The following is a 22,789-nucleotide window of genomic DNA, read 5'->3' on the forward strand; positions in this document are numbered from 1 at the left end:
CAGACGCGAGTGACTGAGTCGACCATCATCTACACCCATACGGACGAGGCCCCGGCCCTGGCGACGTACTCGTTCCTGCCGGTGATCCAGGCGTACGCCGCGCAGGCCGGGGTAGGCGTGGAGACCCGGGACATCTCGCTGGCCGGGCGGATCATCGCCGTCTTCGGCGACCACCTGACCGAGGACCAGCGGATCCCGGACGCGCTCGCCGAGCTCGGCGCGCTGACCAAGACGCCGGGCGCGAACATCATCAAGCTGCCGAACGTCTCCGCCTCGGCCCCGCAGCTGAAGGCCGCGATCGCCGAGCTGCAGAGCCAGGGCTACGCGCTGCCGGAGTACCCGGACGAGCCGAAGACCGACGAGGAGCGGGAGATCCGCACCCGCTACGACAGCACCAAGGGCTCGGCCGTGAACCCGGTCCTGCGCGAGGGCAACTCGGACCGCCGCGCGCCCGCCTCGGTGAAGAACTACGCCAAGACCCACCCGCACCGGATGGGTGCCTGGACCGCCGACTCCAAGACCAACGTCGCGACGATGGCCGGCGGCGACTTCCGCTCGACCGAGAAGTCGCTGGTGCTGGCGGCCGACGACACGCTGCGGATCGAGTTCGTCGGGGCCGACGGCGCCACGACCGTACTGCGGGAGTCGATCCCCGTGCTCGCCGGCGAGGTCGTCGACTCCTCGGTGATGCACGTCGCCGCGCTGGACGAGTTCCTGACCGCCCAGATCGCCCGGGCCAAGGCCGACGGCGTGCTGTTCTCGGTGCACCTGAAGGCCACCATGATGAAGGTCTCCGACCCGATCGTGTTCGGCCACGTGGTCCGCCGGTTCTTCCCGAAGACCTTCGAGCAGTACGGCGCGACGCTGGCCCCGGCCGGCCTGTCCCCCAACGACGGTCTCGGCGGGATCTATCACGGCCTGGCCGCGCTGCCCGACGGCGACGCGATCAAGGCCTCGTTCGACGCCGAGCTGGCCGACGGCCCGGAGCTGGCGATGGTCGACTCCGACAAGGGCATCTCCAACCTGCACGTGCCGTCCGACGTGATCGTCGACGCCTCGATGCCGGCCATGATCCGCACCTCCGGCCACATGTGGGGCCCGGCCGGCGACGAGCAGGACACCCTCGCGGTGCTGCCGGACAGCAGCTACGCCGGCATCTACCAGGTCGTCCTGGACGACTGCCGCGAGAACGGCGCGTTCGACCCGGCGACGATGGGCTCGGTCCCGAACGTCGGCCTGATGGCGCAGAAGGCCGAGGAGTACGGCAGTCACGACAAGACCTTCGAGCTGGCCGCGGCCGGCACCGTCCGGCTGGTCGATGCCGAAGGCAACGTAGTACTGGAGCAGGAGGTCGCCGCCGGCGACATCTTCCGCGCCTGCCAGACCAAGGACGCGCCGATCCGGGACTGGGTCAAGCTGGCCGTCACCCGGGCCCGCGCCACCGGTAGCCCGGCGGTGTTCTGGCTGGACGAGACCCGCGCCCACGACGCGCTGCTGATCACCAAGGTCACCGAGTACCTGACCGAGTACGACACCGAGGGCCTGGACCTGAAGATCCTGGCGCCGGTGGAGGCGATCAAGTTCTCGCTGGACCGGATCCGGCGCGGCGAGGACACCATCTCGGTGACCGGCAACGTGCTGCGTGACTACCTGACCGACCTGTTCCCGATCCTCGAGCTGGGCACCAGCGCGAAGATGCTGTCGGTCGTCCCGCTGATGGCCGGCGGCGGTCTGTTCGAGACCGGCGCGGGTGGCTCGGCGCCGAAGCACGTGCAGCAGCTGGTGAAGGAGAACTACCTGCGCTGGGACAGCCTGGGTGAGTTCTTCGCGCTGGCCGCGAGCTTCGAGCACCTGGCCCAGACCACCGGCAACGCCCGGGCCCAGGTCCTCGCGGACACCCTGGACCGGGCGACGGCGACCTTCCTGAACGAGGACAAGTCGCCGACCCGTCGCGTCGGTGGCATCGACAACCGCGGCAGCCACTTCTTCCTGTCCCTGTACTGGGCCCAGGAGCTGGCCAAGCAGACCGACGACGCCGAGCTGGCGAAGTCGTTCACCGAGGTGGCCGAGACGCTGACCAGCAACGAGCAGACCATCATCGGCGAGCTGCAGGCCGTGCAGGGCAGCCCGGTCGACCTGGGCGGCTACTACCAGCCCGACCCGGCCAAGGCGGCCGCGATCATGCGCCCGTCGAAGACCTGGAACGACGCCCTGGCCACCTTGGCCTAGTCAATGAAGTGAAACGTCGGATGCGGGTGCATCAGGAACTCGTGGTGCGAGATGTTCCACGCGTAGGCACCCGCTAACCCGAACAGGACCCGGTCGGCGGCGCGAATGACGCCGACCGGGACCCGGGAAGCCAGCACGTCCTTCGGCGTACAGAGCTGACCGGTGAGGGTGACCAGTCCTCTCGCGACGGGCCGTGGCCACGAGTGCGGCCAGCGATTCACGTTGAGCACCATGAACGGCTGGTCGTGGCCCTTCGTGGCCGGCGTACGCAGGTGATGCGTGCCGCCCTTGACCACCGCGAAGTCCTCGCCGTGGCTGCGCTTCACATCCAGTACCTCGGTCACATACCAGCCGCAGTACGCCGTGAGCGCGCGTCCGGGCTCGAGTCGCAGCGTCAGCCCGGGATGCCAGTCGAGCAGCTTCTTCAGGCCCGCTCCGAAGGCGACCCAGTCGAAGAGCGCCGTGGAATCGGCGTAGTCGACAGCCATGCCACCACCGATGTTGACCTCGCTGAAGGTGTGGCCGTAGCGCTCGGCGAACAGCTTCGACCACTCCACGATCTGCTCGGCCAGCAACAGTTGCTCACTGGCGGCCAGCCCGCTGGCCAGGTGAGCGTTGATGCCCTGCAGCCGCAACTGCTCGCCGAGCGGTCCTGCCAGCAGTTGCATGCACTCGTCCGCGCCCAGAGGATCCAGCCCGAACGGACTCGGCCGCCCGCCCATCGCGAGCGAGACCTTGTCCAGCGAACCGGCCACCACCGGCAGATTCACCCGGAGCAGGATGTCGAGCGTGACCTCGGGCATCCCAGCCAGCGCGGCGGCCAACTGATGGATCTCCTGCACGCTCTCCACATGCCACCGGTGCACGCCAACCTGGAGCGCCGCCGCGATCTCGGTCATCGTCTTGCCCGGTCCCCCGAAAGCCAACCGCGCGGCAGGCTCAGCCTGGTGAACGTGCGCCAACTCTCCCCCGCTGGACACCTCGAAGCCGTCCACGATCCCGTGCAACGTGGTCAGGACGGCCGTCTCGGGGTTGGCCTTCGCCGCGTAGTACAGCTCGACCCGGTCCGGCAGCGCGGCGCGGACCCGAGTCACATGAGTTCGCAGGGCGGCCAGGTCGTACACGTACGCCGGGAACGCCTCCGGTTCCAGCGCCGCGACGAAATCACGGACCGCAGCCGTCATCGCCGGTTCCAAGCGGCCGGCCGAGCTGCCGCTGCCAGCACCGACTCGGCGATCGGCGACGGCAGCAGCACGTACTCCGCCTCGCGGTCGGCCTTGCGGGCCCAGCGGATCAGCATGTTGGCCTTGGCAGGCAGCGGAACACCGGCGAGCAGCGCGCTCAGCCTCGGCCGGCTGCCGTGCTCATCGGCGTACGACTGCAGGGTGGCTCGCACGGTCTCCCACAACTCGCCTTCCAGCTCCGGGTACTGGTCTGCGATCGCGGCGAGCACCTCGGAGACGTTGTTGACCAGCAGGCAGTAGACGACCCGGTCCCAGCCGCGCTGTGCGTCGTACGTCATCGGCTGGGCGACATCGAGCGGCAGCTGGGCCAGCAGCGCCGCGTTCTGGTCGGGCACCAGCTTGGTCCCCTCCATGTCGCGGAAGAGGATCTGGGCCGGGTGATTGCTGTCGTCCACGCAGACCATCACGTTCTGCAGGTGCGGCTCCAGCACGACGCCGTGGTCGAAGTACGCGGCGAGGACGGGCGGAAGCAGCAGCCGCAGGTACGTCGTCCACCAGGTCAACGCTTCCTCGGGGCCGGCGCCGTCGAGCAGCCGCGAGATCTGCGCCGAGCTGGTCGGGTACTCGTCGGCGACCGCGGCCGCGAGCAGCGGGGTCAGGCCGGGGCGTACGACGCTGTCCAGGCTGTCGCGGACGATCAACCCGAAACCCTCGAACAGCGAGACGTCCGGCGTACCGTCCGGGCCCGGCAGGCCCAGCGTGCGGAACGCGGGCTCGCGCAGCATCGCAGCGTCGGGGAATCGAGCGGCCAGGTCGTCGAGGGCCGGTGCCAGCAGTCTGGTGATCGCGACGGCGCCAGTCAGCTCGTACGCGGCGTTCTTGCGCAGGCAGTTGGTGATCCGGACATTCAGGCTGAACTTCAGGAACGCCTCCGCGCCGTGCAGCGTGCGCACCGAGGCCGTCGGGGTGAAGTGGCCGCCACCAGTCCCGAGATCGAGTACGTCGCCGCGCGCGAGGGCACCGCGCAAGGCCTGGTTGTCCTGCAGCAACTCGTACTGCCACGGGTGCGCCGGCAGCACGCGGTACCCGGCGGGTACGTCGTACAGGTTGTCGAGCAGTGCGGTCGCCTGGTCGGTGAGGCTCTCCTCGGCGAGCAGCTCTTCGCGGACCGCGAGGTAGCGCAAAGGGAAGGACGCGCGAGCCTCCGGCGCGTAGTTGGTCCACGAGTCCGCACCTTCCGACCGGGACTTGGGCGCGGGGTGGAAGCGGTGGCCGAAGACCAGCGCCTGCTCGGACTCCAGGTAGCGGTCCGGGCCGGCCTCGCCGCGGCTCTCCAGCGCGTTCGTGACGCCCTCGTGGCTCAAGGCGACCTGCTCGAGGAACTCCTCGTTGCCGAAGCCGCTGCGCAGCGCCAGCTCCTGACCGACGTACTCGGCGAGCTGCTGCCAGCTGAGCTCGGTCCAGCCGAGCGGGCCCTCGGTGGCGACCGGGCCGGTGAACCGGTGGGCGCCGATCAGCGAGGTACGCCGGAGCGCGACGCGGAGCAGAGCGCCGCACCGCGGAAGGCGGATCAGCAGGTGGCCGTCGATCACGGTGCCCTGGTGCTCAGGGCTGGAGACCTCGCGGAGGACGCAGTTCAGCAGGGTGTGCGCGACGACGTGGTCAGCGCTGGGCAGCTTGGTGCCGGTTGAGGTGATCGACTGTGCGGACGCAGGCATATATGGCTCCAGGAGAGGACGAGGGGCGAAAACGACGAAGGGCGCGCACAGCGCGGTGACCGGCAGCGGGCAGCGAGAGAAAGGCCATCCCTAAATACTGCCGGTCCGAAGGGATCCGTGGCGGGGACGCGGTGGTCATCGCGCGTCCGCCGCGCCACGGAGGTAGTTCGGGCCGGTGGTGTAGTGCTTGTTGATGTCGGCGGCGCCTGAGCGCGCCTTGCTGAGCAGCGTTCCGGCCGTCACCATCGCCTTGATCGGCAGCCGATCGGCATCGAGCAGGTCGGCGCGCAACGCGGCGCCGTCGGTTCCGAGGGCGTCGACGGCCTCGGTCAGCCGCTGCCGCAGTACGCCGAGGGAGCGCTCCACCGGGATCCGGTCGGCCAGCGCGAAGGCGAGAGAAGCCGCGCAGAGATGGACCGTGATGGTGGTGAACAGGTCGGTCAGCGGGCGATCCCCGTCGGTGAAGACTCGGGCATCGTCGAACACCTCGACCGGCAGGCTCGCGGCCAACCGGGCCGGATTGATCCGCAGCCCGTCGTTGTCCTTGTAGAGCAGTCGGATCCGGGTCACGCCGTCGACCCGGTCGAGGACGAGCGAGGTGTTCTGCTGGTGCGACTCCAGCGCGATGCCGTAGCGGAAGAGGGTGGTCTGCCAGTCGAACAGCAGGACCAGGAAGGCGTCGTACAGGGCGAGGAGGTCGCTGCCGTAGAAGGTGTCCGCGAGCTGCTCGATGACGAGTCGGCCGCTCGGCGCGGTGGCGGGCAAGGCGGCCAACGGCACGATCACCGCATCATCAAGGTCGGTCGGATAGCGGCGCAGCAGGACGGCCAGCAGCTCGTCGCCGCTCTCCCAATAGGTCTGCTCGTCGGCGTTGAGAATCGTGGTGGCGAACCGCGGCTCCTGCTTGATGACACTGAGCATCAGCCGCTCCCCCGCCGCTCCATCCGGCAGGACACCCGCCTTGATGGTCCGGCGATTGCGTACGCCGAGGGTCGCGGTCGCCAGCGGCAGCTTGAGGTGATGCCGGGGATCCTGGACGACGGCCACACTCCGCATGGACAGCGTCGGCACCACGTCCAGGTACGGCTCAGGTCCCTTGACTCCGTTGACTGCCTGCAGCGTCAAGGGATGCACCGGCAGTGTCAGATATCCGCCTAGCTCGGGCAGCCCGATCTGCGCCGGGGTCGGCCACCACGGCGGCAACTCCTTGCCCTGGAAGGCAACTCCGTCACTCGGCACTGCGATCCAGCGCAGCTTGAACGAAGGATGGAACTCGGGCGCATAGCGCTCCAACTGGTCTTCGGTGAGCCCCGACCGCCCCCGCGCGGTCGGGTAGACAGGGTGGTCCACGAAGGCGGCCAGCGTGTCCTGAGCGAGCGAGTCGCCCAGGCCTGTCCACTGTGCCGGGTCGCTGCCGTACCGAGCACCCAGCGCGGCTACCACGCTTGGCTGCACCTGGTCGTGCAGGTCCATAGTGGCGAGTGTCTGCCGGCATTCCTCGGCGAAGGCGTCGTAGCCGCCCTGGTCCTGCGGGTCGGCGCGCTCACGCAGTACTGCGATGAGGTGGTCGAGGCCGGTGACTGGCTGGCCGTTGAGCTCCAGGAGTGGCAGGCGAGCGGCGTACTCGCACTGGAAGCCTTCCTTGACGACCGGCAGCGCCAAGTCCTCGCCGCGCAACCACAAACCGTCGGCCCGCTCGTCCAGCGTGCCGACCTCGAGCACGCCCTCGCGAAGGAGCGCGGACAGCACCCGTAGGGTGAGCCGGTCTTCAGCGCTCACGGGGTGATCTCCCAGCGGTGAGCCTCGAGGAACTCGGCGGCGACCCGCCGTACTTCGTCCAGGTCGGGTCCGATCGTCTCGATCACGCCGAGGTAGTCCCGGTTGGTGCCGTGCAGCGGATGAGTCTCGCCGATCGCCCGCAGCGGACGGTACGAGAGCTCGACGCCGTCGATCACCTGGTCGGTTGCCTCCGGGGCCGTGGTCAGCGTGCCGGCCTGGTCGGCGCAGAGGTAGAAGCTGTGGGTCAGCAGGCCGCTGCGGATGCCGAGGTCGGCCGGCAGCGCCTCGCCGAGGTGGACGCGGAGTACCAGTTCGAAGTACGGGATGCCGAGCAACCTGGGCAGCAGCAGATCGAGACGGTCGCCGATCGCGCGGTAGTTCACCTCGATGATCCGCGCCCGGCCATCGGCCTGGATGACGAACTCGGTGTGGCAGGCGCCGAGCCCCACCCCGACCTCGTCGAGCTGCGCGAGGATCTGGTCGACCACCGGCTGCGGGTGCTGGGGGACGAACTCCAGCAGCTTCTCGATGAAGGTGGGCAGCAGCACCTCGGTCCGGAACCCGCCGACCACGTGACGCGTGGTGGCGTCGCCGAGCGTCTCCAGCGTGCAGAGCTGACCTTCGAGGTACTCCTCGATCACCAGCCCACCGGTCGGGCGGCGCTCGCGGATCCCCCGCGCGGCGGCCAGCAACTGGTCGAGGTTCTCGGCCAGCGCCACGTCCTCGCTGGCGACTCCCTCCCGCGGCTTGACGATGCAGGGGAACGGGATGTCCAGCTCGGCCAGCTCAGCGGGATCGTTGCCAGGAGCCACTTCCGCGGACCGGACGGTGTCCAGCCCGGTGGCCGCCAGGTGCCGCCGCAGCTGGGCCTTGTTCTTGGCGCGGAAGGTCGCCTTCCAGTCCTTGGCCGGCAGCCCGAAGTACTGCGCGGCCAGGGCGGTCTGGGTCTGCAGATGGTCGCTGTTGCTGAAGATCGCGGCCGGCGGATGATGCCGGGAGACGAAGCTGATCACCTCGCGGAAGTCCCGCGGGTCCAGCTCGACCACCTCCGGGACCACGGCCAGTCCGGCGTAGGCGCGCCGGTGGGGTTCGGCGTGATCCGTGATCACGGTGACGTCGAGACCGAGGCGCTGGGCCGCAGGCAGGAATCCTTCCGTGACGGAATCGGTCGGTGGCAGGGCGAGCAGGTACAACCGCATAGTGACCTATGTTAGGTAAGGGTCACCTAAAGGCTCAACCGGGATCAGATCAATGCCGTTGGCAACGATGTCGCGTGCACGATCTGCAGGCTGCTGACCGCCCGGGTCAGGACGACGTAAAGCCGTTGCAGGCCACGCGGTTCGGCCGCCACGATCTGGGCCGGCTCGGCCACGACGACCGAGTCGAACTCCAGTCCCTTCGCGAGTGTGGCCGGGACGCAGACCAGCCGGGAGGTGTCCATCTCGTCCTCGGTGGCGCCGAGCAGCGCGGGCTGCAGACCGGCCTCGACGAGCGCATCACGGAGGGCGGCGACTTGGTCGTCGGCGGCGATCAGGGCGACCGATCCGTCTCCGGCCAACGCAGTACGGCAGGCTTCGACGAGAGCCGGCACGAAGGTGTCTTCACCGGTGCGGGCGATGGTTAACGCGTCAGCGACCGTACGCACCCCACGCGGTACGCCGAGCGTCGGGGCGATCTGCGGCAGCAGTTTCGCCGCGAAGTTGATGATCTGGTCAGGGACGCGGAACCCACGATCGAGCTCGACCACCAGTGCGTCGGACTTCCCGAGATGACCGAGGACTCGCTCCCAAGGCCCGGCCGCCGCTGCGGCGGTTGCTTGCGCAAGATCTCCGAGGACGGTCGCGGAGCCAGTGCGGCACCGTCGTCCCAACGCGCGCAGTTGCATGGCTGACAGGTCCTGCGCCTCGTCCAGGACGAGGTGGCCGAGCGAACCCGAACGGCGCTCGATCAGGTCTTCCAGTTCGTCGAGCAGCAAGATGTCGGCCGCCGACCACTTCGCCGACTTCCAGGAGCGGGCCGGCTTCTGCCAGAGCAGGTCCGCGCACTCGTCCGCGCTGAACTCGTCACCCGCGCACTGCGCCAGGAAGTCGGCGTCGGACAGCAACCGATGCAGGACCTGCGCCGGGGCGACGCGCGGCCAGACCGTGTCGAGCATCGCCTTCACCGGCTTGGACCGGGCCACGGCGTTCTGGGTCCGGTCGTCCGGCGACTCACCCCGCTGCTCCATCAACACCAGTACTGCGTGCGCGATCCGCTGCGCCAAGGCATCCCGGCCGGGAGCGTACCGGGTGGACTCGCGCAGGGCCGCGACGATGTCGACCACCTCGTAGTCGTGCACCCGGAAGCGCTGGGAGCCCTTGCTGTAAAGGATTCCCTCGGTCGGAGCGGTGACGTAGGACCACAGCGCGCGGTGCAGCACGCCGGCCATCCGGACGTCGCTCTTGAGTCGCGCGGCCGCGGGCTCGTCGGTCGCCGTCGCGGGCTGGTTGATCAGTTCGTCGATGGTGATCTGCCGGACGTCGACCTCACCGAGGGCCGGCAGCACCTTGCGAATGTAGGAGAGGAAGGAACGGTTCGGCCCGACGATCACGACGCCACCTCGCGTCAGCCGCTCCCGCTCGGTGTAGAGCAAATAGGCGACCCGGTGCAGACCGACGGCCGTCTTGCCGGTGCCAGGGGCACCTTGCACGCAGACGCTCGGATGCAGCGGCGCCCGGACCAGGTCGTCCTGCTCGGGCTGGATGGTGGCCACGATGTCGCGCATCGGCCCGGTCCGCGGTCGCTCGATCTCGGCGCGCAGGAAGGCGTCGGCCTGATCGGTCTCGCCGGCCCCGATCAGCGGCTCGTCCTCGAAGCCGGTCAGCTCGGCGACGTCGGAGAACCCGTACCTCCGGCGCATCAGAACGTGTTGCCTGTCGCTGCGGGTCGCCCGGTAGAAGGGCACCGAGACCGGCGCCCGCCAGTCGATCACCAGCGGCGTCCCGCTGCCGTCGTGGACGTGCCGGCGACCGATGTAGATCAGGTCGATCCCCTCGATGGTGCCGGCCTCGTAGTCGAGCCGCCCGAAGAACAGCGGGACGTCCGGCAGATCGAGCAGCGCCTGGGTGCGCATCCGCTTGGCCCGCTCGTTCGCCTCGTTGGTGAAGCGCTCGTCGTTGTCCTCGCCGCCGATCAGCGGGACGTCGCGCTCCTCCACCTCCTGGTGCATCCGGGCCAGGGCGGCCCGAGCCTCGGCGAGGAAGGCCCGCTCGGCGTCGAGCTCGGGAGCGGCGACAGGACGGAGTACTGGCATGGAAGGAGCCTCTGTTCGTGACGGAACGACGGGACTGGCGGCGGTAACAGATCCCGCCCCGGAGCAGTCCGGTTCGATTCGATCCTTCACGTAGTGCTCGGAAGCCACCCGAAAAGACAGACCGGCGACGCTACCAGCGCGCCCTGGGCCCGGCAACCCGATTATTCGGCCGGGGCCTCGTCGAGCCGGTTCTGGAGCAGCTCGGCCAACGGCAGCGACTCACCGTCGCGGGCGCCCTGCCCGACGTTCAGCGGTGGGTCGGACGGCAGCAGCTTCACCCCGAACAACCGCGCCTTCAGGCTGGCGGGAGTGCCGAGGATGTAGAAGTTGCCCTCGACATCCAGCCCGAGCGACCGGTTGCGCTTCAGGTACCACCCCGTCAGGCCGGTGCGGTAGCTCGCTCCGCTCCCCACCACCTGCGCCCGCAACGGGCCGGGCTCGATCCCCCGGGCCGTCAGCTCGGCGCGGAAATCCGCCAGCAGGCCGCGGGCCTTCGCGGTCTCGGCCGCCCGCCGCCGGGTCAGCGCGGCCGCCTGCTCGATGGAGGCATCCCGCCGCCGGTCCCGCCAACTCGCCTCGTTCTCCACCCGGCCACTCTACGGGCCGCCAGAATTGTTGCCTGCCGCAACAGCATTACGCGCTGCGGTCGGGCTGGTCCGCTCCGCAACGTCCGGACATTGCCGCCGGACCTATCCGTGACCCGCGATGCCTGGACAACGCATTCGGCTGGCTGTGTACTCAGCCCTGACCAGCTTGTAGGAGGTGGGGATGGCGGGGATCCGGCTGGACGCGGTCTCGAAGGTGTACGACGGGAACTATCTCGCCGTCGACGGTGTCTCACTGGACGTCGGCGACGGCGAGTTCATGGTGCTGCTCGGGCCGTCGGGGTGCGGCAAGACCACGCTGCTGCGGATGATCGCCGGCCTGGAGGAGATCACCGCCGGCGAGCTGTGGTTCGGCCGGACCCAGGCCACCATGCTGTCGCCGAAGGAGCGCGGGGTCGCGCTGGTGTTCCAGAACGGCGCGCTCTACCCGAACCGGACCGCGCGGGAGAACATCATGTTCCCGTTGCGGATGGCCGGCGAGGACGTGCACGAGGCCAGCGAGAAGGCGGCCGGGCTGGCCCGGATCCTGCGTATCGACGCCGCGCTGGACCGGTTGCCCAGGACACTGTCCGGCGGTCAGCGCCAGCGGGTCGCGATCGGCCGGGCGATCGTCCGGAAACCGAAGATCTTCCTGATGGACGAGCCGCTGTCCAACCTGGACGCGACGATGCGGACCGAGCTGCGGCAGGAGATCGGCGCGATGGCGCGCGATCTCAAGGTGACCACGGTCTACGTCACCCACGACCAGATCGAGGCGCTCACCCTGGCCGACCGGATCACCGTGATGCGGGACGGCCGGATCGAGGACGTCGGCACCCCCGACGAGGTCTTCAACGACCCGGCCACCGCCTTCGCCGCCGGCTTCCTCGGCACGCCGCGGATCAACCTGATGTCCGCGACCGTCCGGGTCACCGCGCACCACCGGGTCAGCCTCGACTTCGGCTCCCAGTCCATCCAGCTGCCGCCGATCGACAAGCGGTCGCTGATCCTGAGCAGCCACGACGGCGAAAAGGTGATCGTCGGCGCCCGCTCCGACGCGTTCACGCCAGCAGCGGACGGCGCGAGCCCCGCTCAGCTCACCGGCCGGCTGCGGACGCTGGAGTTCCACGGCAACCAGTGGATCGCCTTCATCGAGTGCGGCATCGACATGGTCAACGCCGACCTGATCGGCCTGGCCACCGCGCCGAAGAAGACCAGGCGGCCGCTCGCCCTCAACGGCGGCTCGCCGAACCGGCACGTGGCACCCCACATGTCCGGCCTGAGCAACCGGCTGTCGGCGATCGGGACCAAGGCCAGATCCCGCCTCGGCCGGCCGGACAAACCGGCCGCGCTCGAGCCGCTGGCGACCCCGACCCACCGCCGCGCCGACCTGGTGATCGAGATCCCGGCCGGCGCCGGACTCCAGACCAACACCAAGGTGCACCTGGCGGTCGACACCTCCCGGCTGCACATCTTCGACGAGTCCGGCCGCCGGGTCGACCGCGTCACTCGCTGAACCAAGGGGTTCGGCAAGGCCTAGGCCAGGGTGACCACCGTGCCGCTGGTGCGGGCTTCTTCTGCGGCCCAGACAACGCGGTGGGTCGCGAGACTCGTCCCGGCATCGCTGGACAGCAAGGCCGGATCGCCGGTCTCGACGGCCCGCAGGAAGGTTGCCGTCAGCTCCTCATCTCCCCCACCATGCCCGTCACCGTCGGCCTCCGGTACGGCGAGAAGCTCCTCGTCGCCGGTCCGGAAGTCCACCAGCCGGATCGTCTGACCATCGCCGTCCAGATACCCATGGGTCCCGAGCAACCGGGTCCGACGATGCTCCATCGGAGTGAACGCGCTCATCGTGAACGAGCACGTGCCGCCGTCGGCGAACTCCAGGTTCACCACCTGGTGGTCGACCACATCGTTGTCACAGGCATACACACACCGCCCGTACGGACCGGTCCGCAATGCCTCCAGCACCCCGGCCTCGGTGCGATCGTCCGTCACAGCGCCCAATGGCCAGAAGTGCCGATCAGGGTCGGCCAGGCAGTCGAGGTAGAGCCGCTTGGCGGAGTACGGGCAGGTCTGCTCCAGCGGACACTCGACGCATCGCGGCGCGGCCCCGGCCGGCCGCTCACTCGCCTTGAAATGCGTCAGACTCCCGAACGAACTCACCCGAGCCGGTACGGCGCCGAACAGGTGCACCAGCCAGTCGAGATCGTGACACGCCTTCGTCAGCAGCATCGGCGCCGAGGTGTCCGACCGCCGCCAATGCCCACGGACGAAGGAATGCGCGTGATGCCACCAGCCCACGGGTTCGAGGTGCTGCACGTTCACCAGGCGGCCGATCCGGCCGGACTCGAGCAGTTCCTTCAGCATCCGCGTGTACGGCGTGTACCTGAGCACGTGGCAGACCGCCAGGATGATCCCGTTGCGCTGCGCCGCGCTGGCGATCGCGCCGGCCTCCTCCTCCGTGGTGGCCATCGGCTTCTCCAGCAGCAGGTGGTAGCCGAGATCCGCCAGCCGCACCGCGGGGGCGGTGTGCAACTGGTCCTGGGTGGCGATGATCGCCGCGTCGGCCAGCCGGCCCGCATCGGCGAGCTCGGCCCAGTCGGAGTACAGGCGGTCGTCCGGTACGGCGAACTCGAGGCCGAGGGCGGATCGGCGGACCGGGTCGGGCTCGGCGATCGCGGTCACCCGCGCCGCTCCGGAGCCGACCGCCGACCGCGCGTAGAGCTGACCACGCAGTCCCCCGCCGACCAGGGCTAGAGTCACGCTAGTCATGGATTCCTTTCCTATACTTATTAAGGAGTCCATCATTATTGGCATCGAATCTGCCAAAGCTCAAGGGGGCGGCGCATGACCGAGGAACCCAGTGGCGGCGACCTGTCGCGGTTGCGGCAGCTCAACGCGATGACCTTGATGCGCGCGCTGCGCGACGACAAGCCGCTGACGCTGACGGAGCTGGCCAAACGCACCGGGCTGTCCCGGGCCTCCACCGAGGACGTCGCCCGGGAGCTGATCGACCGGGGCTGGGTCGCCGAGGTCGAGCCGACCGCGGGCGGCGTCGGCCGGCCCGCCCGCCGCTACCGCTTCCGCGCCGACGCCGGCCGGGTGCTCGGGGTCGACATCGGCGGTCACACCATCCGCGCCCTGGTCACCGATCTCGACGGCGAGGTGCTGCACTCGACCAGCGTGCCGGTGACGCCCGAGATCGGCCGCCGGGAGCGCCTCGCCGCGCTGGACAAGTGCGTGACCGCGGCGCTCAGTGGCGCCGGCGTCACGCCCGCTCAGATCTGGTCGACCGGCGTCGCCACCACCGGTCTGGTCGACGGGACCGGCCGGGTGATGCTGTCGGATTCCCTGACCGAGTGGACCGGCGTCGACCTCGCGGAGCACCTGCGCCGGCTCGTCCCCGCGCCGACCCGGGTCGAGAACGACAGCAAGCTGGCCGCGCTCGCCGAGTCGTGGCGCGGGGTGGCCCGCTACGCCAAGGACGTGGTCTTCCTGCTGGCCGGTGTGCGGACCGGCACCGGCCTGATCATCGACGGCAAGCTGCACCGCGGTTTCGGCAACGCCGCCGGTGAGATCGGCGCGCTGCCCGCGGTCGGCTGGCTCAAGGCGCCGGACCACCTGCGCGCCTGGTCAGGCGACCGTGACAACTTCGAGGACGAGTTCGAGGACGTCTTCCAGGCGGCTCGCGACGGCGACCGCACGGCCGTGAAGGCGATCCGCCGGTACACCCGCGACATCGCGGTCGGCGTCTCCGCGCTGGTCCTCACCCTCGATCCGGAGCTGGTCGTGATCGGCGGTGGCTTCTCCCGCTCCGCGGACGTGCTCGTGCAGCCGCTGCGGACCGAGCTGGACCGCTGGTGCCTGCGCACCCCGGAGATCCGGATCTCGACCTTCGGCGACGAAGGAGTGGTGCTCGGAGCGGTCCGGCTGGCGCTCGAACAGGTCGAGACGAGCATGTCCGAGGGCGCTGACCCCTTGACATAATTTCAATGGACTCCATGATTAGTCCCAATCACTCGGGATGTGTCTGGAGGACCCACGATGCGGATGTCGAAGAGGCTGAGCGCCGTACTGATCGGAACGCTGCTCGCCGTCTCAGCCTGTTCCGGGGGTGACGGGGACGCCAAGTCCGCCGCCGACCCGAACGCGAAGGTGACGTTGTCGTACGGCGTCTGGGACGCCAACCAGAAGCCGGTGATGGAGTCGCTGGCCGCCGCGTTCACCAAGACGCACCCGAACATCACCGTTCAGGTCCAGCTCACCCCGTGGGCCGACTACTGGACCAAGCTCAAGGCGGCGGCCACCGGCGGCGCGGCCCCGGACGTGTTCTGGATGAACGGGCCGAACTTCCAGCTCTACGCCTCCAACAAGGTGATCGGCCCGATGCCCGGCGAGGCCGACCTGTCGGTCTACCCCAAGCCGCTGACCGACCTGTACACCTTCGAGGGCAAGCCGTACGGGTTGCCGAAGGACATGGACACGGTCGGCGTCTGGTACAACAAGACGCTCTTCGACGCCAAGAAGGTGCCGTACCCCAAGGACGACTGGACCTGGGCCGATTTCCAGGACGCGACGGCCAAGCTGACCGACCCGGCCAAGGGCGTCTACGGCACCGCCGCCCAGCTGGGCAGCTTCCAGGAGTACCAGTACGACACAATCGCCCAGGCCGGCGGCTACGTGATCTCGCCGGACGGCAAGAAGTCCGGGTACGACGACCCGAAGACGATCGCCGGCCTGACGTTCTGGACCGACCTGATCAAGAACAAGCAGTCGCCGGACCTGAAGACGATGACCGACACCACCCCGCTGCAGCTGTTCGAGGCCGGCAAGCTGGCGATGTACTGGGGTGGCTCCTGGAACGTCTCGGAGTTCACCGCGAACACCTACACCAAGGGCAAGGTGGACGTCGCTCCGCTGCCCCGCGGCGAGAAGCAGGCCACCGTCATCCACGGCGTCGCGAACGTCGTCTCGACCAAGACCCAGCACCCGGACCAGGCCTGGGAGTTCGTCAAGTACCTCGGGTCGAAGGAGGCCGCCGACCTGCTCGGCCAGAAGGGCCCGATCCCGGCGTACAACGGCACCCAGACCACCTGGGTGAAGGCGCACCCCGAGCTCAAGCTGCAGACCTTCCTCGACTCGGTCAGCTACGCCGTGCCGTTCCCGGTCTCGAAGAACACCGCGGCCTGGAACGAGGCCGAGCTCACCTACCTCACCAAGGCGTGGACCGGTGAGGTACCGACCGACCAGGCCGCCAAGGACCTGGCCAAGGCCATGGACGCACTGCTTGCCAAGGAGTGACGTGTCTCGGCGCGGACGAGTGAAGGAAGCCCTGTGGGGGTACGCGTTCATCGCCCCCACCGGGCTGGGGATCGCGATCTTCTACCTCTGGCCGGTGCTCCAGACGGCGTACTTCTCGCTCACCGAGTGGGGTGCGTTCGGCGGGCACACCTGGACCGGGCTGGACAACTACCGGCGGATGGTCAGCGATCCCGAGGTCGGCCGGTCCCTGGTCAACACCCTGACCTACACCGGGCTCGGACTGATCAGCATCCCGCTGGCGATCGGCTTCGCCGTACTGCTCAACCGCAAGGGGATGCGGTTCGTCGGCCTGTACCGGACGCTGTTCTTCCTGCCGGTGATCACCATGCCGGTCGCGATCGCGATGGTCTGGCGGTGGCTCTACAACGGCGACTACGGGCTGATCAACTACCTGCTGTCGCTGGTCGGGATCGAGGGCCCGAACTGGGTCGCCGACCCGGCGACCGCGCTGTACGCCCTGGTCGTGGTCGGCATCTGGGCCAGTGTCGGCTACAACCTGATCATCTTCCTGGCCGGCCTGCAGGCGATCCCGAAGGAGTACTACGAGGCGGCCGAGATCGACGGCGCCGGTCCGGCCCGGCAGTTCTTCCACGTCACGCTGCCGTTGCTGTCGCCGACCGCCTTCTTCGTCTCGGTCGTCTCGGTGATCGGCTCGCTGCAGCTGTTCGACCTGGTCTACGTGATGGCGGGATCCGGTGCGGCGGCGCGCGCCAACCCGGCGTTCCCGCGACTGCAGACCGTCGTCCAGTTGTTCTACGACCGCGCGTTCGTCACCAACGACCGGGGCTACGCCGCGGCCATCGTGATGATGCTGCTGCTCCTGATCGTGGTGCTGACCGCCGTGCAGTTCCGGTTCCAGAAGAGGTGGGTGCACTATGCGTAAGAACCTCGGCGTGCACACGATCCTGATCGCCTCGGCGCTGGCGATGGTGGCGCCGTTCGTCTGGCAGGTGATCACCTCGCTGAAGTCGTTGAGCAGCGCAACGAGTGTGCCGCCGTCGCTGCTGCCGGAAGGACGCTGGGAGAACTACAGCAAGGTGTTCGACGTCCTCCCGTTCGGCCACCAGTTCCTGAACACGGTGCTGATGGCCGGGTTGCGGACGATCGGCCAGGTGCTGTTCTGCTCGATGGCCGCCTACGCCTTCGCCCGGCTGCGGTTCCCGGGCCGCAACGTCCTGTTCGGGGTGCTGTTGTCGGTGCTGATGGTTCCGCCGCAGCTGTTCATCATTCCGCAGTACCAGATCATGTCCGACCTCGGCTGGCTCAACTCCCTGCAGGCGTTGGTGGTTCCGGGTCTGTTCAGCGCGTTCGGCGTCTTCCTGCTCCGGCAGTTCTTCCTCGGCCTGCCCAAGGAGCTCGAGGAGGCCGCGGCGATCGACGGCGCGGGTCCGGTGCGGATCTACTGGTCGATCGTGCTCCCGCTCGCGCGGCCCGGCCTGGTCGCGCTGTCCCTGCTCGTCCTGCTCTGGTCCTGGAACGACCTGTTCTGGCCGCTGGTGGTCAACACCGACCCCGACAAGATGACTTTGTCGGCCGGACTCGCTTCCCTGCAAGGACAGTTCCAGACCGACTACCCCGTACTGATGGCCGGCTCGCTGCTCGCGTCGCTGCCGATCATCGCGATCTTCGTCGTCCTGCAACGCCAGTTCATCCAAGGAATCGCTACATCCGGCATCAAAGGCTGACCCCTACCCGCCCCAGGAGGACCCCGCCATGAGATTTGCCCGCCCCTTCAAACTGCTGGCCGGCGTCATCGCCGGCACGCTGATCGCCGCCCTGCTCGCCGTCTCCCCCGCCTACGCCACCATCAGCGGCCAGTCCGCGACGAACACCGCGAGCACCGTCACCTACAAGTTCAACTACACCGGCGCTCCGGCGTTCGCCCGGGTGTACGTCGACACCGACCGCAACGCGGGGACCGGCTTCGCGCAGAGCGGGATCGGCGCCAACTACCTGCTGGAGAACGGCAGTCTGTACAGCCACAACGGGGGCGGCTGGAGCTGGACGCTGGTCGGGTCGGTCACCTTCTCGGCGACCGGCGGGCTGGCCCAGTGGACGGTGAACCGGTCGAGCCTCGGTGAGACCGCCACGCCGAACGACGCCGATCTGGTCTTCCAGGTGGAGAGTCCGCTGGAGACGTCCGCGAAGTACACGCACACCTACAGTGGTGGAGGCGGTGGGGGTGGCAGCGACGTCACCTATACGGCGTCGAGCGACAACTTCGCCAACCCGGAGCGCGGGCTCTACCACCACACCGGGGACTGCGACAAGAACGACTTCTCGCTGGCGACCCTGCAGGGGTACCGGACCAGCCAGGGCATCTCGCTGGTGATGTGCGTCTTCTACCTCGCGGAGTACAAGAACTCGGCGATCGGGCAGGCCGCGCTGGACCAGCTCCAGCAGCAGGCCGCGACGGTCCGCGCGGCCGGGCTCAAGATGATCCTGCGGTTCGCGTACACCACCTCGACGGCCGGCGACGACGCGCCGCTGTCCCGGGTGCAGTCGCACCTCGACCAGCTGGCGCCGTACCTGAGCAGCAACAAGGACGTCATCGCGGTCATGCAGGCAGGCTTCATCGGCGCCTGGGGTGAGTGGTACTACACGCAGAACTTCGGCAACGCCGGCGTGATCAGCGCGACCGACCTGGCCAACCGCAAGGCCGTCACCGACAAGCTGCTCAGCGTGCTGCCGGCGGACCGGATGGTCCAGCTGCGGACGCCGAAGATCAAGCGCACCACGTACTCGACCGCCACCGTCACCTCCGGCCAGGCCTACAACGGCTCGACGCTGTCCAGGCTCGGGCACCACAACGACTGCTTCCTGGCGAGCCCGGACGACTTCGGCACCTACGAGAACACCTCGGTCGAGTACCCGTACCTGCAGGCCGAGACCACCTACCTGGCGATGGGCGGCGAGACCTGCGCGTCCAACCCGCCGCGGTCGAGCTGCCCGACGGCGCTCAGCGAGCTCGGCCAGTTCCACTGGTCCTACCTGAACACCGACTACGAGCCGAACGTGATCAGCTCCTGGAACAGCGGCGGTTGCCTGGCCGACGTCACCAAGCGTCTCGGCTACCGCTTCACCCTGCAGACCGCCACCTTGCCGACCACCGCCACCCGAGGCGGCGGCCTGCCGGTGACGATCAATCTGCGCAACGACGGATTCGCTACGCCGTACAACCCGCATCCGGTCGAACTCGTCCTCCGCAACACCTCCACCGGCGCCGTCCAGAAGCTTGCCCTGAGCACCAACCCGCGCCGCTGGACGGCCGGCGCCACCACCACGATCTCGCAGACGGTCACCGTCCCCGCGAGTCTGCCGACCGGGTCCTACGCGCTGTTGCTCAACCTGCCCGACCCGCAGCTGTCCAGTCGCCCCGAGTACTCCGTGCGGTTCGCGAACCAGTCCACCTGGGAAGCCTCGACCGGCCTGAACTCGCTCCTGCGCACCATCACCGTCAGCTAGCTAGTTCTCTAGGAGAGCATTGTGAAACGGCTTCTCGCCTCCGTCGCACTGTTGGGTCTGGCGTTGCCGATCCAGACTGCCGTTGCCTCTGGCAACCGATCGACGACCACCCGCACGTACACCGCCTCCGACGCGGTGATCGCCAACCCCGAGCGCGGTTTCTACCACCACACCGAGACGCACTACCGCGCCGACGGCACCGGCTACACGCCGCTCGACCGGACCACCCTGACCAACTTCCGGACGCAGGAGAACATCACCCAGATCCTGCGCGTCTTCTACCTGGAGAAGTTCGCCGGCCAGGACAAGCTCGACAAGGCGTACCTGGACCAGGTCCGCGCAGATTTCAAGACGATCCGCGCGTCCGGCGTGAAGGCGATCGTCCGGTTCGCCTACGCCCAGCCCGGCGCCGGCTGGCCACCACCCACGCCGTACGGCGACGCACCGGTGGCCCGGGTGCTCAAGCACATCGATCAGCTGAAGCCGATCCTGCGGCAAAACTCCGATGTGATCGAGGTGGTCCAGCAGGGCTTCGTCGGGCTGTGGGGCGAGGGCTACTACACCGACCACTTCTCCGACCCGGCCGACCCGAGCATCGTCACCGACCAGAACTGGGCCGACCGCAAGGCCGTCACCGACGCGCTGCTCCGTGCACTCCCCCGCGACCGGATGATCCAGGTCCGTACGCCGTACATGAAGCAGCGCACCTACGGCGTCCCGACCGGTACCGCGGGTGGACTGACCGCGCAGCAGGCCTACAGCGGCTCGGCACAGGCCCGGATCGGACACCACAACGACTGCTTCCTGGCCAGCCCCGACGACTACGGGACCTACCTGAGCGACCCGATTCAGCTCGACAAGGACTTCGTCGCGCAGGACAGCAAGTACCTGCCCCAAGGCGGCGAGACCTGCGCCGTCAACTCACCCCGCTCGGACTGGCCCGAGGCATCCGCCGAGATGGCCGAGCAGCACTGGTCGTACCTGAACACCGACTACAACCAGGACGTGCTCGGCACCTGGGGCGAGGCCGGTATCACCACCACGAAGAAGAACCTCGGCTACCGCTTCACCCTGGTCAAGGGCACCTTCAGCAAGACCACCCGGCCGCACGGCGAGGTGTCGATCAGCCTCGATCTGCGCAACGACGGCTGGGCCGCGCCGTACAACCCCCGGAAGGTCAAGCTGATCTTCCAGAGCGACCGGCACACCTACGCCGTGCCGCTGCAGGCCGACCCGAGGCGCTGGGCCCCGGGCACCACCACAACCCTGCAGCAGAAGGTGCGCGCACCGTTTGCCCCAGGCAAGTACAAGCTGCTGCTGAAGATCGCCGACCCCCAACTGTCCAACCGCCCCGAGTACTCCGTACAGCTGGCCAACCAGGGCACCTGGCAACCCGCCACCGGCACCAACGACCTCGGCCAAACGGTGACAGTGGGCCGCTGACGATCAGCGCCAGATGAGCCGGTCCGCGGGACCACCGGGGACCGGCTCGAAGGTGACGTCCCGATCCGGTACTGCGTTGCCGTTCTCGTCTAGGAAGCCGACTGTCGCCAGGCCTCCGGTGCGGGTGTTGCGGCGCAGTACGGTCGGGCCTTCTTTGCGTGGCTCGTGCACGTCGCCCCATTGCTGCAGGGCGGCGAGCACGAGCTTGAGGTCCACACCGGCCGGGGTGAGGTGGTACGACGAGCGGGTGCGCTCGCCTTCCGGGCGGTACTCGCGCTTCTCCAGCACGCCGGCCTCGACCAAGGCGGCCAGCCGGTTCGTGAGGATGTTCGGCGCGATGCCGAGCACGTCGCGGAAGTCGGCGAACCGGGTCCGGCCGCGGTGCGCCTCGCGCAGGATCAGGACCGACCAGCGATCGCCGATGACCTCGAGGGTCCTGGCGATCGAGCAGGTCGGCCGCGGTTCGGTCGTGGTGCTCATCGCACAACCCTAAGCGTCGCGACGATGAAGGTTGAGACTGCGAGTACGCCGATCGCCAGCACTCCGATCAGCAACGCGGTGCTCAGGCCCGACGCGGTGGCGATCAGGCCGAGGGATAGCGCGACCACGCCTTGGCCGACGTACGCGACCAGGTAGACGGCCGCAACCGTTCCGCCGCGGTGGTGGGCCGGCGCGTGGGTCGAGATGAGGCCGAGGCCGCCGGAGAAGAGCAGCCCATAGCTGATGCCGCCGAGCAGGCTGGTGAGGATGAACAGCGGCAGTGAGTGGGCCGACGCCGAGAGCTGCAGCAGCGTCAGCGCTACCAGTACGGTGCCGGTGCCGAGCTGGACCTGACGACCGGCCGGGACGCTCCGGGTGGCGATCGCGGTCAGGCCGCCGACCGCGGACAGGATCGCCAGCACCAGGCCGATCACGAAGATGTTGGTCGAGCCGATCAGGTCACGCCCCAGCTGGGCGCCGAGAGCCAGGAACACCGAGCCGAAGGCGAACGACGTCGTGACGGCGAGCGCGGCCGCGGCGTACAGCAGGCGGATGCTCTTCGGGACCCGGATCGGGCGCGGCCGCCACGGTGCCTGCGACTCGTCCTTGGTGTGCCGCGGCATCATCCAGACGAACGGGACGACCAGCGCGATCACGCCGAGCAGCACCCAGAAGTCAAGGTGCTGAGGCGCCGGCGCGTACTGGATCAGCGCGCCGCCGACGATGGTGGCGAGTGCCAGACCGGCCGCCGTCGCCGCGGTGGTGATGGAGGAGGCCCGGGCTGCCTTGCCGCGGGCGCTGAACTCGACCACTGCCGCCGTCGCCGGGGTCAGCGCGAGGCCGACGCCCGCACCCATCACCGCGCGACCGGCGTACACCCAGCCGACCGAAGGCGCGAGCGCGAACAGCAGGACACCGGCCAGCAGCGCGCCGACGCCGTACAGCATCGCGGTCCGGCGGCCGATGAAGTCGGAGAGCTGACCGAAGACCAGCAGGAAGACCACCAGCACGATCGGGTAGACGGCGAAGATCGCGGTCGTGGCGGCCGGCGTCAGGTGCCAGGTCCGGGCGTAGAGCGGGTACGTCGTGGTCGGCGCGGCGCTGGTCCACAGACTCAGCCCGGCGACCGCCGCGGCCGTCCAGAAGGTGGCCCGCCGGCCCAGCGTGCGGGGTGCCCGCCGGGTCGCGGTGAGGGGGAGATCGAGAGTAGCCATGCTGATCAGAACGCCTGAGTTGCTCACTGCAATCCAGCTCCACCCGTGAGCCCGGTCACACGGCAGACCCGGGTCA

General features: G+C 68.8%; 17 protein-coding genes. 8 read left to right on the top strand and 9 right to left on the bottom strand.

All coding sequences use genetic code 11. The features are described from left to right. Nucleotides 1-9: 9 nt before the first annotated feature. Complete coding sequence (locus tag AB0P21_RS25455; protein ID WP_363699682.1) at nucleotides 10-2,229, top strand: NADP-dependent isocitrate dehydrogenase; 2,220 nt, start codon at nucleotides 10-12, stop codon at nucleotides 2,227-2,229. Here AB0P21_RS25455 and AB0P21_RS25460 read toward each other — a convergent pair. From AB0P21_RS25460 to AB0P21_RS25485, 6 genes are all read right to left on the bottom strand, one after another. Next, complete coding sequence (locus AB0P21_RS25460) at nucleotides 2,226-3,413, bottom strand: type III PLP-dependent enzyme (RefSeq protein ID WP_363699683.1); 1,188 nt, start codon at nucleotides 3,411-3,413, stop codon at nucleotides 2,226-2,228. The genes AB0P21_RS25455 and AB0P21_RS25460 overlap by 4 nt on opposite strands. Beyond that, nucleotides 3,410-5,131 carry an IucA/IucC family protein gene (locus AB0P21_RS25465; protein ID WP_363699684.1) on the bottom strand — a complete coding sequence of 574 codons (1,722 nt, stop codon included), beginning with the start codon at nucleotides 5,129-5,131 and terminating at the stop codon, nucleotides 3,410-3,412. The genes AB0P21_RS25460 and AB0P21_RS25465 overlap by 4 nt, the downstream gene beginning before the upstream one ends. 135 nt (nucleotides 5,132-5,266) lie before the next feature. Continuing rightward, entirely contained in the window at nucleotides 5,267-6,910 is a 1,644-nt protein-coding gene (locus AB0P21_RS25470) for an IucA/IucC family protein (RefSeq protein ID WP_363699685.1), read from the bottom strand. Further along, nucleotides 6,907-8,109, bottom strand: a complete 1,203-nt coding sequence (locus tag AB0P21_RS25475; RefSeq protein ID WP_363699686.1) for an ATP-grasp domain-containing protein — start codon at nucleotides 8,107-8,109, stop codon at nucleotides 6,907-6,909. Before AB0P21_RS25475 ends, AB0P21_RS25470 begins: the two co-directional genes overlap by 4 nt. A gap of 44 nt (nucleotides 8,110-8,153) precedes the next feature. Beyond that, nucleotides 8,154-10,202, bottom strand: a complete 2,049-nt coding sequence (locus tag AB0P21_RS25480; protein WP_363699687.1) for an AAA family ATPase — start codon at nucleotides 10,200-10,202, stop codon at nucleotides 8,154-8,156. Between the two features lie 161 nt (nucleotides 10,203-10,363). Further along, nucleotides 10,364-10,789, bottom strand: a complete 426-nt coding sequence (locus AB0P21_RS25485) for a hypothetical protein (protein ID WP_363699688.1) — start codon at nucleotides 10,787-10,789, stop codon at nucleotides 10,364-10,366. A 181-nt stretch (nucleotides 10,790-10,970) separates the two neighbouring features. Here AB0P21_RS25485 and AB0P21_RS25490 point away from each other — a divergent pair, with 181 nt between their 5' ends. Beyond that, a complete protein-coding gene (locus AB0P21_RS25490) occupies nucleotides 10,971-12,302 on the top strand; it encodes an ABC transporter ATP-binding protein (RefSeq protein ID WP_363699689.1) in 1,332 nt (443 codons plus the stop codon). Between the two features lie 20 nt (nucleotides 12,303-12,322). Here the strand turns inward: AB0P21_RS25490 and AB0P21_RS25495 are convergent, their stop codons facing one another. After that, complete coding sequence (locus AB0P21_RS25495; RefSeq protein ID WP_363699690.1) at nucleotides 12,323-13,561, bottom strand: Gfo/Idh/MocA family oxidoreductase; 1,239 nt, start codon at nucleotides 13,559-13,561, stop codon at nucleotides 12,323-12,325. 75 nt (nucleotides 13,562-13,636) lie between these two features. Between AB0P21_RS25495 and AB0P21_RS25500 the strand changes: the two genes are divergently transcribed. The 6 genes from AB0P21_RS25500 to AB0P21_RS25525 all read left to right on the top strand — a co-directional run bounded on the left by AB0P21_RS25500 (nucleotide 13,637) and on the right by AB0P21_RS25525 (nucleotide 21,019). Then, nucleotides 13,637-14,776: an ROK family protein gene (locus AB0P21_RS25500; RefSeq protein WP_363699691.1), complete on the top strand. Its 1,140-nt coding sequence runs from the start codon at nucleotides 13,637-13,639 to the stop codon at nucleotides 14,774-14,776. A 63-nt stretch (nucleotides 14,777-14,839) separates the two neighbouring features. Next, a complete protein-coding gene (locus tag AB0P21_RS25505; protein ID WP_363699692.1) occupies nucleotides 14,840-16,090 on the top strand; it encodes an extracellular solute-binding protein in 1,251 nt (416 codons plus the stop codon). 1 nt (nucleotide 16,091) lies between these two features. Further along, nucleotides 16,092-16,994: a sugar ABC transporter permease gene (locus AB0P21_RS25510; protein ID WP_363699693.1), complete on the top strand. Its 903-nt coding sequence runs from the start codon at nucleotides 16,092-16,094 to the stop codon at nucleotides 16,992-16,994. Further along, nucleotides 16,987-17,796: a carbohydrate ABC transporter permease gene (locus AB0P21_RS25515; RefSeq protein ID WP_363699694.1), complete on the top strand. Its 810-nt coding sequence runs from the start codon at nucleotides 16,987-16,989 to the stop codon at nucleotides 17,794-17,796. Before AB0P21_RS25510 ends, AB0P21_RS25515 begins: the two co-directional genes overlap by 8 nt. 28 nt (nucleotides 17,797-17,824) lie before the next feature. Further along, a complete protein-coding gene (locus AB0P21_RS25520; RefSeq protein ID WP_363699695.1) occupies nucleotides 17,825-19,576 on the top strand; it encodes a DUF4832 domain-containing protein in 1,752 nt (583 codons plus the stop codon). A gap of 21 nt (nucleotides 19,577-19,597) precedes the next feature. After that, nucleotides 19,598-21,019: a DUF4832 domain-containing protein gene (locus tag AB0P21_RS25525; RefSeq protein ID WP_363699696.1), complete on the top strand. Its 1,422-nt coding sequence runs from the start codon at nucleotides 19,598-19,600 to the stop codon at nucleotides 21,017-21,019. Nucleotides 21,020-21,022: 3 nt separating this feature from the next. Here AB0P21_RS25525 and AB0P21_RS25530 read toward each other — a convergent pair whose 3' ends face one another. After that, a complete protein-coding gene (locus tag AB0P21_RS25530) occupies nucleotides 21,023-21,499 on the bottom strand; it encodes a helix-turn-helix domain-containing protein (protein WP_363699697.1) in 477 nt (158 codons plus the stop codon). After that, nucleotides 21,496-22,713, bottom strand: coding sequence for an MFS transporter (locus AB0P21_RS25535; protein WP_363699698.1), 1,218 nt, complete (start codon nucleotides 22,711-22,713; stop codon nucleotides 21,496-21,498). Before AB0P21_RS25535 ends, AB0P21_RS25530 begins: the two co-directional genes overlap by 4 nt. Between the last annotated feature and the right edge of the window lie 76 nt (nucleotides 22,714-22,789).

The organism is Kribbella sp. NPDC056861 (assembly GCF_040687575.1).
GTDB lineage: Bacteria > Actinomycetota > Actinomycetes > Propionibacteriales > Kribbellaceae > Kribbella.

What these genes read in the sequence shown, in the direction of transcription:
- AB0P21_RS25460 (WP_363699683.1), bottom strand. Translation starts at nt 3,413, where the DNA reads ATGACGGCTGCGGTCCGTGATTTCGTCGCGGCGCTGGAACCGGAGGCG.
- AB0P21_RS25465 (WP_363699684.1), bottom strand. Translation starts at nt 5,131, where the DNA reads ATGCCTGCGTCCGCACAGTCGATCACCTCAACCGGCACCAAGCTGCCC.
- AB0P21_RS25475 (WP_363699686.1), bottom strand. Translation starts at nt 8,109, where the DNA reads ATGCGGTTGTACCTGCTCGCCCTGCCACCGACCGATTCCGTCACGGAA.
- AB0P21_RS25480 (WP_363699687.1), bottom strand. Translation starts at nt 10,202, where the DNA reads ATGCCAGTACTCCGTCCTGTCGCCGCTCCCGAGCTCGACGCCGAGCGG.
- AB0P21_RS25490 (WP_363699689.1), top strand. Translation starts at nt 10,971, where the DNA reads ATGGCGGGGATCCGGCTGGACGCGGTCTCGAAGGTGTACGACGGGAAC.
- AB0P21_RS25495 (WP_363699690.1), bottom strand. Translation starts at nt 13,561, where the DNA reads ATGACTAGCGTGACTCTAGCCCTGGTCGGCGGGGGACTGCGTGGTCAG.
- AB0P21_RS25500 (WP_363699691.1), top strand. Translation starts at nt 13,637, where the DNA reads ATGACCGAGGAACCCAGTGGCGGCGACCTGTCGCGGTTGCGGCAGCTC.
- AB0P21_RS25505 (WP_363699692.1), top strand. Translation starts at nt 14,840, where the DNA reads ATGTCGAAGAGGCTGAGCGCCGTACTGATCGGAACGCTGCTCGCCGTC.
- AB0P21_RS25515 (WP_363699694.1), top strand. Translation starts at nt 16,987, where the DNA reads ATGCGTAAGAACCTCGGCGTGCACACGATCCTGATCGCCTCGGCGCTG.
- AB0P21_RS25520 (WP_363699695.1), top strand. Translation starts at nt 17,825, where the DNA reads ATGAGATTTGCCCGCCCCTTCAAACTGCTGGCCGGCGTCATCGCCGGC.
- AB0P21_RS25530 (WP_363699697.1), bottom strand. Translation starts at nt 21,499, where the DNA reads ATGAGCACCACGACCGAACCGCGGCCGACCTGCTCGATCGCCAGGACC.
- AB0P21_RS25535 (WP_363699698.1), bottom strand. Translation starts at nt 22,713, where the DNA reads ATGGCTACTCTCGATCTCCCCCTCACCGCGACCCGGCGGGCACCCCGC.